General features: G+C 45.6%; 13 protein-coding genes. All 13 read left to right on the forward strand.

Annotated elements, in window-relative coordinates:
* The 13 genes from RUMCAL_RS07980 (at position 1) to RUMCAL_RS08035 (ending at position 14,862) form a co-directional block, all read left to right on the forward strand.
* Positions 1–951 carry a transketolase family protein gene (locus RUMCAL_RS07980; protein WP_021682215.1) on the forward strand — a complete coding sequence of 317 codons (951 nt, stop codon included), beginning with the start codon at positions 1–3 and terminating at the stop codon, positions 949–951.
* 101 nt (positions 952–1,052) lie between these two features.
* Positions 1,053–1,610 (forward strand): putative ABC transporter permease, encoded by a 558-nt coding sequence (locus tag RUMCAL_RS07985; RefSeq protein ID WP_040647562.1) that lies wholly within the window; start codon positions 1,053–1,055, stop codon positions 1,608–1,610.
* Positions 1,611–1,659: 49 nt separating this feature from the next.
* Entirely contained in the window at positions 1,660–1,953 is a 294-nt protein-coding gene (locus RUMCAL_RS15075) for a PRC-barrel domain-containing protein (protein WP_021682217.1), read from the forward strand.
* A 154-nt stretch (positions 1,954–2,107) separates the two neighbouring features.
* Positions 2,108–2,848 (forward strand): 30S ribosomal protein S2, encoded by a 741-nt coding sequence (rpsB, locus tag RUMCAL_RS07990; protein WP_021682218.1) that lies wholly within the window; start codon positions 2,108–2,110, stop codon positions 2,846–2,848.
* Between the two features lie 115 nt (positions 2,849–2,963).
* Positions 2,964–3,887, forward strand: coding sequence for a translation elongation factor Ts (tsf, locus tag RUMCAL_RS07995; protein ID WP_021682219.1), 924 nt, complete (start codon positions 2,964–2,966; stop codon positions 3,885–3,887).
* 207 nt (positions 3,888–4,094) lie between these two features.
* Entirely contained in the window at positions 4,095–4,826 is a 732-nt protein-coding gene (gene pyrH, locus RUMCAL_RS08000) for a UMP kinase (protein ID WP_021682220.1), read from the forward strand.
* A 58-nt stretch (positions 4,827–4,884) separates the two neighbouring features.
* Positions 4,885–5,439: a ribosome recycling factor gene (gene frr / locus RUMCAL_RS08005; RefSeq protein WP_021682221.1), complete on the forward strand. Its 555-nt coding sequence runs from the start codon at positions 4,885–4,887 to the stop codon at positions 5,437–5,439.
* Positions 5,440–5,483: 44 nt separating this feature from the next.
* The gene (gene uppS, locus RUMCAL_RS08010; protein WP_051343747.1) at positions 5,484–6,245 is read left to right on the forward strand and encodes a polyprenyl diphosphate synthase; all 762 of its coding nucleotides are present in this window, start codon (positions 5,484–5,486) and stop codon (positions 6,243–6,245) included.
* A 2-nt stretch (positions 6,246–6,247) separates the two neighbouring features.
* Positions 6,248–7,063: a phosphatidate cytidylyltransferase gene (locus RUMCAL_RS08015; protein ID WP_021682223.1), complete on the forward strand. Its 816-nt coding sequence runs from the start codon at positions 6,248–6,250 to the stop codon at positions 7,061–7,063.
* A gap of 96 nt (positions 7,064–7,159) precedes the next feature.
* On the forward strand, positions 7,160–8,305 hold the full coding sequence (locus RUMCAL_RS08020; protein WP_040647565.1) for a 1-deoxy-D-xylulose-5-phosphate reductoisomerase: 1,146 nt from the start codon (positions 7,160–7,162) through the stop codon (positions 8,303–8,305).
* Between the two features lie 90 nt (positions 8,306–8,395).
* The gene (gene rseP, locus RUMCAL_RS08025) at positions 8,396–9,463 is read left to right on the forward strand and encodes an RIP metalloprotease RseP (RefSeq protein ID WP_021682225.1); all 1,068 of its coding nucleotides are present in this window, start codon (positions 8,396–8,398) and stop codon (positions 9,461–9,463) included.
* Positions 9,464–9,475: 12 nt separating this feature from the next.
* Positions 9,476–10,513, forward strand: coding sequence for a flavodoxin-dependent (E)-4-hydroxy-3-methylbut-2-enyl-diphosphate synthase (gene ispG, locus RUMCAL_RS08030; protein WP_021682226.1), 1,038 nt, complete (start codon positions 9,476–9,478; stop codon positions 10,511–10,513).
* An 11-nt stretch (positions 10,514–10,524) separates the two neighbouring features.
* Complete coding sequence (locus RUMCAL_RS08035) at positions 10,525–14,862, forward strand: PolC-type DNA polymerase III (RefSeq protein ID WP_021682227.1); 4,338 nt, start codon at positions 10,525–10,527, stop codon at positions 14,860–14,862.
* The last annotated feature ends 43 nt before the right edge of the window (positions 14,863–14,905 follow it).

A 14,905-nucleotide genomic window follows, 5' to 3' on the forward strand; every position in this document is an offset into this window, starting at 1 on the left:
ATGGCAGAATTGCAGAAAAAAGCAACAAGAGAAAGCTATGGTGAGGCACTTCGTGATCTCGCTGACAAATATCCGGAACTGGTCGTACTGGATGCCGATCTGGCTGCTGCCACAAAAACAGGCATTTTTAAGAAAGCTTATCCGGAGCGTTTCTTCGACTGCGGTATTGCAGAAGCAAACATGATGGGCGTTGCTGCCGGACTTTCCACGGCAGGAAAGATCCCGTTTGCCAGCACATTTGCCATGTTTGCTGCCGGCAGAGCATTCGAAATCGTGCGGAACTCTATCGGTTATCCGCACCTGAATGTAAAAATCGGTGCAACTCATGCTGGTATTTCCGTTGGTGAAGACGGTGCCACACATCAGTGCAACGAAGATATTGCACTGATGCGAACCATTCCGGGTATGACAATTTTGAATCCGGCAGACGATGTAGAAGCAAAGGCTGCTGTAGAAGCTGCCATTCAGTATGAGGGACCGGTTTACTTGCGATTTGGCAGACTGGCAACTCCGATCTTCAACGATGCTGCAACTTATAAATTCAAAATTGGTAAAGGCATTACACTGCGGGAAGGCACAGATGTAACTTTGGTTGCTACTGGTCTGATGGTATGGGAATCCATGAAGGCAGCAGAACTGCTGGAAGCCGAAGGAATCCACGCTCGTGTACTGAATATTCACACCATTAAGCCGCTGGACACTGAACTGATCTGTAAGGCTGCTTCAGAAACTGGTCTGCTGGTAACTGTAGAGGAACACAGTATTATCGGTGGTCTGGGCGGTGCTGTTGCAGAAGCAGTTACTGCATGCTGTCCGGTTCCGGTTGTTCGCATTGGCGTGAACGATGAGTTCGGTCATTCTGGTCCGGCTGTAGAGCTGCTGAAGGAATTTGGTCTGTGTGCAGAAAACATTGCCGCAGTTGCCAAAAAGGCAGTTACCGAAAAGAAGTAATTTTTTCATAAGTACACATAGGATACAAAAGCAGGCGTTTCTATTTTTGTGAGAACACCTGCTTTTGTATTAGACAGATGATGATTGGAGGGAGGACAGAAATGCAAAATAAACTGCAAACAATTGAAAAATTGTTCCTCTATTTTCTCATGGCAGCAATTATTGGCTGGTGCTATGAAGTGTTTTTAGAAGTTGTTGTCTATCGTTGGGGGTTTCAAAACCGAGGCGTACTGTTTGGCCCGTATTGTCCGGTATATGGAGTCGGCATGCTGGCATTTTTGCTCTGCTTTGGAAAATTTGCAAAAATGCAACTATCATGGCGTGTACGTTGGGCAAGACCGATTCTGATTTTTCTGGGTTGTGGGGCAGTTGCCACATTGATCGAATTGGCGGTCAGCTATCTGTTGGAATGGACAACTGGAAGCTGGCCATGGCAAACCTATGCAGACTATGCAATCAATTTTCAGGCAAGAGTTGCTCTTTCCCCGTCTGTTCGTTTTGGCATCGGCGGCGTTCTGTTTTTGTATCTGCTTCGCCCGCTGTTTGCCAAAATTACCGGACTGATGTCGGAAAAGGTATTGCACGTAGTGAGCATCACAGCAGCAGTTATAATGGGACTGGATTTGATTTGTACCGTCCTTTTCAAATTGTTTTTGTGAAAGAATTCGCAGAATCTTGCATATCCTGTTGCAGAGGTGATGCACTGTGGTGTGTACGCTGGAAGAACTGCGTTGCAAAGATGTCATTAATATTGTAAATGGTGAAAACCTTGGCCGTGTCGATGATCTCCAAATGGACGCAAATTCTGCAACTGTCACAGCATTGATTTTGTATGGCAGACCACGCTTTTTCGGAATTCTGGGGCCGCGTGACAATTGCATCATCGGTTTTCGGCAAATCCGATTGGTTGGAAAAGATGCTATTTTGGTGGAGTTAGGGAATCCCAGCAATTGTACAACTTGTACAAATGCGAGCTTAAATCAACAAAAATATTCTACATAGAAATACTTGACCAATTGGCTCGGTTTTTGGTATAATAATAAGGCAGTTCACACGTCTGCTTTGGTTTTCACGGGTGCTTTGCAGAAATGCAGAGTTGTGCAGCCGAAAAAGCAGGCGGAGGAAGCAAAACCATTTTATTTAGGAGGACTACACAATGGGCGTAGTATCTATGAAGCAGCTCTTGGAAGCTGGCGTACACTTTGGTCATCAGACCAGAAGATGGAACCCGAAAATGGCTCCGTACATTTTCACTGAACGTAACGGCATCTACATCATCGATTTGCAGAAGACCGTAAGAAAGCTGGATGAAGCTTACATGTTCATCCGCGATCTGTCCGCACAGGGCGAGTCTGTACTGTTCGTTGGTACCAAGAAGCAGGCCGGCGATTCCATTAAGGAAGAAGCTACCCGTGCTGGTGCTTACTATGTAAATGCACGTTGGCTGGGCGGTATGATGACAAACTTCTCTACCATTCAGAGAAGAATCAAGCGTCTGGAACAGCTTCACGAAATGGAAACAGACGGTACATTCGATCTGTTGCCGAAGAAGGAAGTTGGTAAGCTGCAGCTGGAAATTGAAAAGCTGGAGAAATTCCTGGGCGGTATCAAGGAAATGAAGAAGCTGCCGGGTGCACTGTTTATCGTTGACCCGCGTAAGGAACGCATTGCAGTTGCAGAAGCTAAGAAGCTGAACATTCCGATCGTAGCTATCGTTGATACCAACTGTGATCCGGACGAAATCGATTATGTTATCCCGGGTAACGACGATGCAATCCGTGCTGTAAAGCTGATTGCCGGCGTTATGGCTGATGCAATTATCGAAGGTCGTCAGGGTGCTGATGCTGCCGCTGCGGAAGCTGCAGAAGCAAAGGCTGCTGAAGAAGACGCTGAATAAGCAGAAGCGAAACTGAAATATCTGTTAGATCAAAAACCCGAATATGCTTGACATGAGCAGTCTATTCGGGTTTTTTGAGGAAATCGTTTGAAATAAGAATTAGGAGGAAGATCCAATGGCTAATTTTACTGCAAAAGATGTCAACGAACTGCGGAAGTCTACCGGTGTTGGTATGATGGACTGCAAGAAGGCTTTGACAGAAGCTGACGGTGATGTAGAAAAGGCAATTGAACTGCTGCGTGAAAAGGGACTGGCTACACAGGCAAAGAAGGCTGGTCGTGTTGCCGCAGAAGGTATGGTAGTTGCAAAGGTAAATGCAGACAATTCTGTAGGCTGTGTTGTTGAAGTAAACTCTGAAACTGACTTTGTTGCAAATACCGATGAATTCAAGGCATTTGTAAATCAGGTTGCTGATACCATTATTGAAAAGAATCCGGCTGACGTAGAAGCTCTGAAGGCAACTACTGTTTCCGGCGGCACAATGACTGTTGACGAAGCACTTCAGGAATTGTTCCTGAAGATTCGTGAAAATCTGCAGATTCGCCGCTTCGTTCGCATGGAAGGTATTCTGGTACCGTATATCCACGGCGGCGGCAAGATCGGCGTTATGGTTCGTGCAGAATCTCCGGCTGGTGCAATTCCGGAAATTCTGGCAGCTGCAAAGGACTGTGCACTGCAGGTTGCAGCAATGAATCCGCCGTATCTGAAGCGTGAAGATGTTCCGGCAGCTGTTCTGGACGAAGAAAAGAAGATCATTCTGGCTCAGATGGCAGAAGATCCGAAGATGGCAAATAAGCCGGAACAGGTAAAGGAAAAGATTGCAGCTGGTAAGGTTGGCAAGTACTACGGTGAAAACTGCCTGCTGGAACAGGCTTTCGTAAAGGAAAACAAGGAAACTGTTCAGAGCTATGTAGATGGCGTTGCAAAGGCTGCAGGCACTACAATCGCAATCACCGCTTTCGTTCGTTTTGAACGCGGCGAGGGCATCGAAAAGAAGGCTGACAACTTTGCAGAAGAAATTGCCAGCATGATCAAGTAAGAATATTTTTTCACAAGGCGATTATGCCGAAAAAAGGGAGCATGGCAATTGTCATGCTCTTTTTTTATTTTTTTGCAGAAATCACTTTACTTTTCCCGAAAAATAGTGTAAAATAAACATATAGATTGTCCTCCAGAATGGAAGGCATTTTGTCGGATTCCAAATAAGGTCTGAAAATCGAGAAACAAACGAAAGGAATTTAGAAACATGGAACCTAAGTATCATCGAGTTCTTCTGAAATTAAGCGGTGAAGCTCTTGCTGGTCCGAAAAAAACCGGATTGGACACTGCAACGATGCTCCCAATTTGTAAGAGCATTCAAAAGTGCGTGAATGCTGGCGTGCAAATGGGGATCGTAGTCGGCGGCGGCAACTTCTGGCGTGGACGTTCCAGTGAAAATATGGATCGTACCAGAGCAGACCACATTGGTATGCTGGCAACTACTATGAATGCATTGGCAGTTGCAGATATGCTGGAATCGCTGGGATTGGAAGTTCGCGTGCAGACTGCAATCAGCATGCAGCAGATCGCAGAACCATATATTCGCAATCGTGCTATTTCGCACCTGAAAAAGGGCAGAGTTGTAATTTTCGGCTGCGGTACCGGAAGCCCGTTCTTCTCCACAGATACTGCTGCAACTCTGCGTGCGGTGGAAATTGAAGCAGATATTCTGCTGAAAGCAACAATGGTAGACGGCGTTTATGACAAGGATCCGCACAAGTACGATGATGCGGTACGCTACTCCCGTCTGACATTCAGCGATGTCCTTGGCAGTGCACTGCAGGTTATGGACAGCACCGCTGCATCTATGTGCCGTGATAACAAAATGCCGATGCTGGTATTTGATCTGAATCGACCGGAAAATATCTACGATGCAGTGATGGGCGAAGATATAGGTACCGTTGTGTCCGAAGTAGACCCGATTGCCACAGAAGTATAAAAACAATTTTGTTTGCATAAAATGAATTGAAAGGAGCCCCGTTAATCGGGGAAGTACTATGAAAGAATTGATGAAAGAAACCGAAGAAAAAATGAAAAAGTCTAATGCCAGACTGGCACATGAATTTACAACCATTCGTGCTGGTCGTGCAAATCCGGCTGTTCTGGATAAGGTACAGGTAGACTATTATGGTGTGCCGACTCCGATTCAGCAAATGGCTGCCGTATCTGTTTCCGAGGCCCGAATTCTGGTAATTCAGCCGTGGGATGTTACTTCTCTGAAGGCAATTGAAAAGGCTATTCTGTCTTCTGATGTAGGAATCACACCGACCAACGACGGCAAAGTCCTGCGTCTGGTATTTCCGCAGCTGACAGAAGACCGCCGTAAGGAACTGTGCAAAGACATTAAGAAATTGGGCGAAGAAACCAAGGTTGCTGTCCGGAATGTTCGTCGTGAAGCAATTGAAAAGCTGAAAGCAAAGAAAAAGGCTTCTGAACTGACAGAGGACGAGGTCAAGGACGGCGAAAAGCAGGTTCAGGATCTGACAGATAAGTATGTTGCAGAAATCGATAAAATGGTAACTGCAAAGGATCAGGAGATCATGAGCATCTGATTGCATTGACTCGAAAACCTGCAGCAGAATAGGAGATGAACGATATGGCTCTGCCATTTTTCAACAAAAAAAATGTACCAAAAGATGAAACAGGAACAATTGTTCTTCCGGAACAGCTGCCGCAGCATGTCGGCTTCATCATGGACGGAAACGGACGGTGGGCAACCAAACGTGGTATGCCACGAAAGTTTGGACATCGGGAAGGAGCAAAAAATTTCAAAGACCTGTCCCTGTATTGTCGGGATATTGGTCTGCGAAATGCATCTTTTTATGTTTTCTCAACAGAAAACTGGAAACGTCCACAAGATGAAGTAAATGCAATTATGGATTTGTTCTGGGATTATCTCTGTGAAGCAGATCAGTATCTGGAAAGACGCGTTCGTATGATTTTTGTCGGTGACCGAAGCCGTTTGCAGGATCGATTGCAAAAGCGTATGGAAGAACTGGAACATGATTCCAGAGATTTCGAAAAGATGAATCTGATTCTTGCAATCAATTACGGCGGACGAGATGAAATCAAACATGCTGCACAGGAGATTGCCAAAGAAGTACAGGCAGGAAAACTTGCACCGGAAGCAATCACAGAACAAACCATTTCTGAGCATCTGTATACCGCGGGGCTTCCGGATGTGGATCTGTTGATTCGCCCCAGCGGAGAACTGCGGCTGTCCAACTATCTCATCTGGCAATGTGCATATGCAGAATATTACTTTACAAATGTTTTGTGGCCGGACTTCAACCGCAACGAATTGAATAAGGCTTTGGCAGACTATGCACAGCGTGGCAGACGATTTGGAGGAATTTGACGATGAAAGTTCGGATTATCTCTGGCGTAGTTGGCGGCATTCTGGCAATCCTGATTTTGATTCTGCATAAGACCTTCGTATTTCCATTGGCAATTGCGGCTTTGATTTGCATTGCACTATTTGAACTGTTTCGTGCAGGGAAGTGCCTGCATTGCCGGATTTCTATCGGTGCCGGGTTTCTGTATGGTGCTGCACTGCCGTTCTTACAGTATTACGGAAACACTTCTGCGACAATCGCATTGACATTCCTTTGTATCGTTGCGATGTTTGCAGAAATGGTTTTGCTGCATAAGCATATCACATATCAGAATACCCTGTTTATTGCCGCAATTACACTTTTGGTTTCCCATTCTTTGAGCATGCTGAATACTTTGCTGCATATCAGCCAATTTGGTCTGGCAAGCGTTATTCTAGCACTGTCTTCTGCATGGATTGCCGATACTGGTGCCTATTTTGCCGGAACATTTTTGGGAAAGCATAAGCTTTGTCCGGAAATCAGCCCGAAGAAAACTGTAGAAGGCTTTTTCGGCGGGATTGTGACGGATGTCGTGGTAATGGTGATTTTTGCCTTGATTTACAGCTTGATCGCACACGCACATGTACACTATCTCTGGCTGATTTTTATTGGCATTGTTTGTGCTGTAATCAGCGTACTGGGAGATTTGAGTGCATCTGTACTGAAGCGTCAGCAGGGAATCAAAGACTTCGGAAATATCATGCCCGGACACGGCGGTGTCATGGATCGTTTTGACAGCGTTTTGTTTACAGTTCCGGCATTTTATGCACTGGAAATGATGTATCCGGTGTTCTTTGGATAATTGCATGGGTTCATGCACAAACCACACGATGTGAGGCCCTTTGCTTTGCATCGTGTTGTGTTTATGGGCACATGGATCAAAAAGGAGAATGATAAAATGAAAAAGGCAATCTCGATTCTCGGATCGACAGGTTCTATCGGAACACAGTCTTTGGAAGTTGCCAGATCCCACGAAATGCAGATTTACGCATTGGCTGCCAATCGAAATGTTGATGCATTGGAACAGCAAGCACGGGAGTTTCTCCCGAAAAAGGTCTGCATCTTCGAAACTGAAAAATACGCAGAACTAAAACAGCGTCTGGCAGATTTGCCAGTACAGGTGCTCTGCGGTATGGAGGGACTATGTGACATTGCATCAGATAAAAATGCAGATATTCTCATCAATTCTGTGGTAGGCATGGTCGGGCTGCTGCCAACACTGACCGCGATTTCTGCCGGTTTGGACATTGCATTGGCAAATAAGGAAACGCTGGTTGCCGGCGGTTCTCTGGTTATGGAACAGGCAGCAAAAAAAGGCGTTCGAATTTATCCGGTAGACAGCGAACATTCTGCCATTTTCCAATGTTTACAGGGCAATCGGCGGGAACAGCTGCACAAAATCATTCTGACGGCTTCCGGCGGACCGTTCTTCGGAAAAACTCGTCAGGAACTGGAGCATGTCACTGTAGCAGATGCCTTAAATCACCCGAACTGGAGCATGGGCAATAAAATTACCATTGACTCTGCAACACTGATGAATAAGGGACTAGAATTCATTGAAGCTAAGTGGCTCTTTGACCTGACACCGGAACAGATTGAAATTGTTGTACACCGGCAGAGTGTGGTGCATTCCGCAGTCGAATATCAGGATTGTTCAGTCATTGCACAAATGGGCGTGCCGGATATGAAAATTCCAATTCAGTATGCACTATTGTATCCGGAACGGCTGCCTTGTCCAACAAAACATCTGTCACTGACTGATTACGGAACATTGACTTTTGAAAAACCGGATATGGAAACATTCTCCTGTCTGAAAACGGCAATTGCAGCAATTACAACCGGTGGCACAGCACCTTGTATTGTAAACGGGGCAAATGAGGTAGCAGTTGCTGCATTCCTGTCCGGAAAAATTCGTTTTCTGGACATCGGTGCATTGGCACAAAAGGCAATGGAAATGATTCCGGCAACCAAGATAGAAACCTATGAGGATGTTATGCGGGCTGACACAAAGGCTCGGGAATTTGTACGAAATACTATCGCATAACGATTTACAATTATAGAACCGCTGCATAAAATTCAACTGTCGATTTTACACAAAATCTGTTTGCAGTGGTTCCTTAGAAAGGACCTGCATATGCAGCATATTATCACGATCCTCATTGCAATTCTCATTTTCGGTTTAATCATCGGCATTCACGAATTTGGACATTTTATCGTTGCAAAGCTGAACCACATTCAAGTCAATCAATTTGCAATTGGCATGGGACCCAAACTGATTCATTTTCAAAAAGGCGAAACAGAATATTCTCTCCGGTTGTTTCCAATCGGTGGATTCTGTGCCATGGAAGGCGAGGATCAGTCCAGTGACAATCCTAACGCTTTTGAAAAAAAAGCAGTCTGGCGTAGAATGACGGTAGTACTTGCCGGTGCATTTATGAATCTGGTTCTGGGATTTCTGCTGATTGCAATTCTGCTGTGCACAGCACAGAAAGTGCCGTCTTTGACAATCGCAAAATTTGCGGAAACGACCAATTCTGCCGGAAATACTGTAACTGCATCGGAAAGTGAACGATCCGGCCTGCAAATCGGCGATAAAATTGTTGCAATCGACGGCAGCCATATTTTTTCCACAACTGATCTGATTTACAAACTGCAAACAACAGATACAGACACCTATGACATTACTGTAAAGCGTGACGGTTCCCGTGTTACCATTGAAAATGTAACGTTCCATAATGATAACACAGGTGGTCTGCTGGATTTTTCTGTGGAGGGAAAATCTAAAAATCCGGTAAACGTCATCACCTATGCCGCCAAAGACACAGTGGCAACTGCCAAGCTGATTTGGATGTCATTGATTGAACTGGTCAGCGGAAAATATAGTCTGCAAGACCTTTCTGGTCCTGTCGGAACTGTCAGTGTCATTGAACAGGCAGCATCTACCGGAGAAAATCTGCTGGAACGGGTGCAGTCTGTCATGAATTTGACAATTTTCATTACAGTAAATGTAGGTGTATTCAACCTTTTGCCGATTCCGGGACTGGATGGCAGTCGGTTTGTGTTTCTGTTGATTGAAGCGATTCGACGAAAACCAATTTCAAAAAATCGGGAAGCTATGGTTCATTTTATTGGTATGGCAGCACTGTTTCTGCTGATGATTCTGGTAACAGTACAGGATATAGGGCGATTCTTCAAAAATTAGGGAGTGACAATCATGAGAGAAATAAAGCCGGTAAAAGTCGGCAATTGTATACTGGACGGAAAACACATCTACATTCAGTCCATGCTGAACACTCGTTCCGATGATATTGCAGGCAGTGTTGCACAGGCAGTGGCATTGGAACAGGCAGGCTGTGAAATTGTACGGGCAGCGATTCCAAATCATGAAGCCATTGCATTGATTCCGGCAATCAAGGAAAAAATCTCGATTCCGTTGGTGGCGGATATTCATTTCGATTACCGACTGGCATTGGAAGCTGCTGAAGCAGGAATCGACAAGATTCGCATCAACCCCGGCAATATTGGCGGCATGAGCCGTGTTCAGGAAGTCGTCCACGCCTGTCAGGAACGACAGATCCCTATTCGCATTGGTGTAAACTCTGGCTCATTGGAAAAAGAAATCCTTGCAAAGTACGGTGCTCCGACAGCGGAAGCGTTGGTAGAAAGTGCAATGGGGCATGTACATATGCTGGAAGAATGTGGGTTTGATGATATTGTCATTTCCATGAAATCTTCCGATGTTAATACCATGATCGATGCTTATCGTCTATGTGCACAGCAGTGCAATTACCCGCTGCATCTGGGCGTTACAGAAGCTGGAACAGAGCGTATGGGCATGCTGAAATCTGCAATTGGCATTGGCTCGTTGATTCACGACGGCATTGGCGAAACCATTCGGGTATCCCTGACAGAAGACCCTGTCAAGGAAATTCGTGCGGCAAGAGATATTTTGAAATGTATTGGGAAGCGTGGCGGACCGCAAATCGTATCCTGTCCTACCTGTGGCCGGACACGAATTGATCTGGTAAAAACAGCAAAAGAAGTAGAAGCAGCTCTGGAACATGTAGAGAAAGACATTAAAGTAGCTGTCATGGGCTGCGTTGTAAATGGTCCCGGAGAAGCCAAAGAAGCAGACATCGGAATTGCCGGTGGTGACGGCTGTGCAATGCTGTTCCGCAAGGGAACAGTTTTACGAAAGGTCGCGGAACAGGACATTGTTCCGGAACTGATGGCTGAAATTGAGAAACTGTAGGAGTGGAACATATGGATTTGAATTTCGCAGAGTTTCTGGAAGAATATGTCCCGATTATGCCAGAATCCATCAAAGACGGTATTTTGAATCGGCTGACATATTCCGAAAACCTGACGAAAATTTCGTTTTATATCACATTTCCCCATCTGGTACCGGCACAGGATCTGGTCGCACTGGAACACGAACTGGAAATTCGGCTGGAAATTCATGCTGTTCGTCTGCATCCACGGTATGCCCCAGAATTGTTTTCTATGGCATATTTTCCGGATCTGGTCATGTTTCTGAAACGGGAAATGACCGTTGTCAACGGTTTTGTTGACGGAGCAGACATTACACGGGAAGATAATACCATTCGAATCCAACTGCACAACGGCGGCTATGATATTTTGAAAAAGTATCACGTAGCAGATTTCTTTTCCGGTTTGCTGGAAAAAATGTTCTCTACGCCGTTTCATGTGGTATTTGAAGGGGAAACCAGTGTCAGTGAAGCTGCTTTCCATGAAATGATCTCCAAGGCAGAACAGGAATTACCCAAACATGAAGCTCAACTGCAAACTTCTACAGCACCTGCTCCGGCAGTAACTCACAGCGATAAGGAAAAGCCAATTGCACAAAGCGTTACTATGAACGAGGATATTCCGGGCATCGTTCCTGGAAGTGCTATCCTGATCAAAGGCAGACCGATTCGGGATATTCCTATGCCGATTCGGGAAGCTGTAGAAGTACAGAATCAACGTGTGGTAATCATGGGTGATGTCTTTGCAATGGATTCCCGCGAAGTACGGGGAGAGCGAACCATTTTGACCTATCAGATCACAGACGGCACTTACTCGGTATTGGTCAAGATTTTCGATTCCACAGAAAAAATTGAGAAGCTGCCGTTTCATGAAATCAAAAAGGGAAGTACATTATTGATGATCGGACGGATCGGCTATGATGAATTTGCAAGAGAAGATGTCATGAAACCGGAATCTATTGTTGTGGTAAAACGACAGCGGAAAATGGACAATGCCCCCAAGAAACGTGTAGAATTGCATTGCCATACCAACATGTCCCAAATGGATGCAGTTACGCCCTGTGGCAAACTGGTAGAACGTGCCCATGAATGGGGACATCCTGCAATTGCAATCACAGACCATGGTATTGCACAGGCATTTCCGGATGCCATGAATGCGTGGCGTGGCTTTAAGGACAAGAATTTCAAAGTGATTTTCGGCTGCGAAGCCTATGTAGTCAATGACTTGAATCGTCTACTGGTAGTTGATAATCCAGAAGACCGAACACTGCAGGACGAAATCATTGTTTTTGATGTGGAAACAACCGGCTTGAGTCCAGCCAATGACCGCCTGACAGAAATTGGTGCAGTTCGTATGCGTGGCATGCAGGTGGTGGAAACATTCAACACCATGGTAAATCCGGAACGACCGATTCCGGCAAAGATCGTGGAACTGACAGGTATTACGGATTCCATGGTAGAAGATGCTCCCAAAGAAGTAGAAGCAATGCGGAAGTTTATTGAATTCTGCGGTGAAAATCCGGTTTTGGCAGCACACAACGCCAATTTCGATACTTCTTTTGTCCGCAATGTCTGCAAGAGAAATCATATCACATTTGAGTTCGCAACACTGGATACACTGGTACTCTGCAAGAGCATGCTGCCTACTATGGCACGCCACAAGCTGGATGGTGTTGCAAAGGCTCTGAAATTGGGAAAGTTCGATCATCATCGGGCATCAGACGATGCACAGATTCTGGCAAAAATTTACAAAGAATTGGTCAGCCGTCTGATGCAGACAAAGGGTGCCACAATGCTTTCTGATCTGAACACCAAAACACAGGAAATCGATGTAAAAAAACTGAAATCGTTTCACCAGATCATTCTGGTACGAAATAATATCGGCTTAAAAAATTTGTACAAGTTGATTTCCTATGGGCATATCGAATGTTTTTACCGAAAGCCATTGATCCCCAAATCAGTGTTGATGCAGTATCGGGAGGGCTTGATTTTCGGCAGTGCCTGCGAAGCCGGCGAACTCTTCCGAGCATTCGTGGAAGAGAAACCGCATGAGGAAATTGTGAAACTGGCAAAGTTCTATGACTATCTGGAAATCCAGCCGGCAGGGAATAATGCTTTCATGATTCGAAACGGTACTGCTGCCAATATGGAACAATTGCAGGAATACAACCGCAAAATTGTTGCACTGGGTGATGAACTGGGAATTCCGGTTTGTGCAACCTGTGACGTGCACTTCATGGACAAGGAAGATGCCATTTACCGCGAGATCCTGCAAGCCGGACAAGGCTATGACGATGCAAAATTTCAGCCGCCGCTGTATCTGCGTACCACGGAAGAAATGCTGGAAGAATTCTCCTATCTTGGTGAAGAAAAGGCATACGAAATTGTTGTTACCAACACCAATGCCATTGCAGATCAAATTGAACACATTCAGCCGTTCCCGAACGGTACCTTTACGCCGACCATTGACGGTGCCGAGGAAGATTTGGTGCGAATCACCAATACTAAGGCAAAGGAAATCTATGGTGACCCATTGCCGGAACTGGTAGAAAAGCGACTGAACCGCGAACTCTCCTCTATCATCAAACATGGTTTTTCTGTGCTGTATATCATTGCACAGAAATTGGTTTGGGATAGCGTAGACCATGGGTATCAAGTTGGTTCCCGTGGTTCTGTTGGCTCCTCTTTTGTGGCATCTATGGCAGGAATTTCCGAAGTCAACCCGTTGGCACCACACTACGTCTGCCCCAAGTGTAAACATAGCGAGTTTATCACAGACGGCAGCATTGGTTCCGGCTTTGACCTTCCTCCAAAAAACTGTCCGGAATGCGGTACGGAAATGAATCGGGACGGACATGATATTCCTTTCGAAACATTCTTGGGATTCGACGGCGACAAGGCTCCGGATATTGACTTGAACTTCTCCAGTGAATACCAATCATCCGCTCACCGTTACACGGAAGAACTTTTCGGACGAGATAACGTGTTCAAAGCAGGAACCATTTCCGCTGTCGCCGACAAAACAGCCTATGGTTACGTGAAAAAATATCTGGAAGAAAAGGGATTGCAGTATAGTCCTACTGAGATCAACCGACTGTCGATCGGCTGTACGGGTATCAAACGAACAACTGGTCAGCACCCCGGCGGCATGGTTGTTGTCCCCAGCGATTATGATGTATATGACTTCACGCCGGTACAGCACCCTGCGGACGATGCCGAATCTGAAATTCTGACAACACACTTCGACTTCCATTCGCTCCACGATACCATTTTGAAACTGGACGAACTGGGGCATGTCGTACCGACCATGTATAAGCACTTGGAAGATGCCACTGGTATCTTGATTCACAATGTTCCCACAACAGATCCCAAGGTCATTCAAATGTGTACCGATGCTTCTGTTCTGGGCGTTACACCAGAAGAAATCTACTGCCAGACGGGAAGCCTTGGCATTCCGGAAATGGGAACCGGCTTCACCATTCAGATGCTGCTGGACTCCAAACCGAAAAAATTCAGCGACTTCCTGCAAGTCAGCGGACTTTCCCACGGTACTGACGTATGGCTTGGAAATGCCAAAGACTTGATCGATAACGGCACCTGTACCATTTCTGACGTAATCGGTACCCGTGACAGCATTATGACCTATCTGCTGCACAAAGGCGTTGAGCCGAAACAGGCATTCCAGATCATGGAGGACACCCGAAAGGGAAAAGCCCCCAAGACTTTTACACCGGAACGTGTACAAATGCTGAAAGATCACAATGTGCCGCAATGGTATATTGACAGCTGTCTGAAAATTAAGTACATGTTCCCGAAAGCCCATGCAGCAGCGTATGTTACTGCTGCCATTAAACTGGGTTGGTTCAAGCTGTATCACCCATTGGCGTATTATGCGGTGTATTTCAGTACTCGCGGTGATGATTTCGATGCAATTCTGGCGTTGCAGGGCAAGGAAGCTGTTCGGGCAAAAATCGAAGAACTCAAGGAAAAGGGGAATGACCGTTCCAAAAAAGAATCTGATTTGCTGGATACGCTGCTGATTGTCAATGAGATGCTTAGCCGCGGCTGCGAATTCCTGCCTATTGATCTCTACAAGTCTCATGCTACAAAGTATCTGGTAGAAGATCATAAAATCCGGATTCCGTTCAGTGCGATTCCGGGCATTGGTATTTCAGCTGCACAGAACTTGTATGAAACAGCACAAAAGCGGGATTTCATTTCTATTGAAGAGTTTCAGACACAAAGTGGTGCATCAAAAACAATAATTGAAACGTTGGAACGGTTGAATGCTATGGGCGATTTACCGAAATCCAGTCAGATGTCACTGTTTTAAGAAATTTGTCTTGACTTTATTCGTTTTATGTGATATTATGCTA

Source organism: Ruminococcus callidus ATCC 27760, assembly GCF_000468015.1.
Taxonomy (GTDB): Bacteria; Bacillota; Clostridia; order Oscillospirales; family Ruminococcaceae; genus Ruminococcus_C; species Ruminococcus_C callidus.

What these genes read in the sequence shown, in the direction of transcription:
- RUMCAL_RS07980 (WP_021682215.1), top strand. Translation starts at nt 1, where the DNA reads ATGGCAGAATTGCAGAAAAAAGCAACAAGAGAAAGCTATGGTGAGGCA.
- RUMCAL_RS07985 (WP_040647562.1), top strand. Translation starts at nt 1,053, where the DNA reads ATGCAAAATAAACTGCAAACAATTGAAAAATTGTTCCTCTATTTTCTC.
- rpsB (WP_021682218.1), top strand. Translation starts at nt 2,108, where the DNA reads ATGGGCGTAGTATCTATGAAGCAGCTCTTGGAAGCTGGCGTACACTTT.
- tsf (WP_021682219.1), top strand. Translation starts at nt 2,964, where the DNA reads ATGGCTAATTTTACTGCAAAAGATGTCAACGAACTGCGGAAGTCTACC.
- pyrH (WP_021682220.1), top strand. Translation starts at nt 4,095, where the DNA reads ATGGAACCTAAGTATCATCGAGTTCTTCTGAAATTAAGCGGTGAAGCT.
- frr (WP_021682221.1), top strand. Translation starts at nt 4,885, where the DNA reads ATGAAAGAATTGATGAAAGAAACCGAAGAAAAAATGAAAAAGTCTAAT.
- uppS (WP_051343747.1), top strand. Translation starts at nt 5,484, where the DNA reads ATGGCTCTGCCATTTTTCAACAAAAAAAATGTACCAAAAGATGAAACA.
- RUMCAL_RS08015 (WP_021682223.1), top strand. Translation starts at nt 6,248, where the DNA reads ATGAAAGTTCGGATTATCTCTGGCGTAGTTGGCGGCATTCTGGCAATC.
- RUMCAL_RS08020 (WP_040647565.1), top strand. Translation starts at nt 7,160, where the DNA reads ATGAAAAAGGCAATCTCGATTCTCGGATCGACAGGTTCTATCGGAACA.
- rseP (WP_021682225.1), top strand. Translation starts at nt 8,396, where the DNA reads ATGCAGCATATTATCACGATCCTCATTGCAATTCTCATTTTCGGTTTA.
- ispG (WP_021682226.1), top strand. Translation starts at nt 9,476, where the DNA reads ATGAGAGAAATAAAGCCGGTAAAAGTCGGCAATTGTATACTGGACGGA.
- RUMCAL_RS08035 (WP_021682227.1), top strand. Translation starts at nt 10,525, where the DNA reads ATGGATTTGAATTTCGCAGAGTTTCTGGAAGAATATGTCCCGATTATG.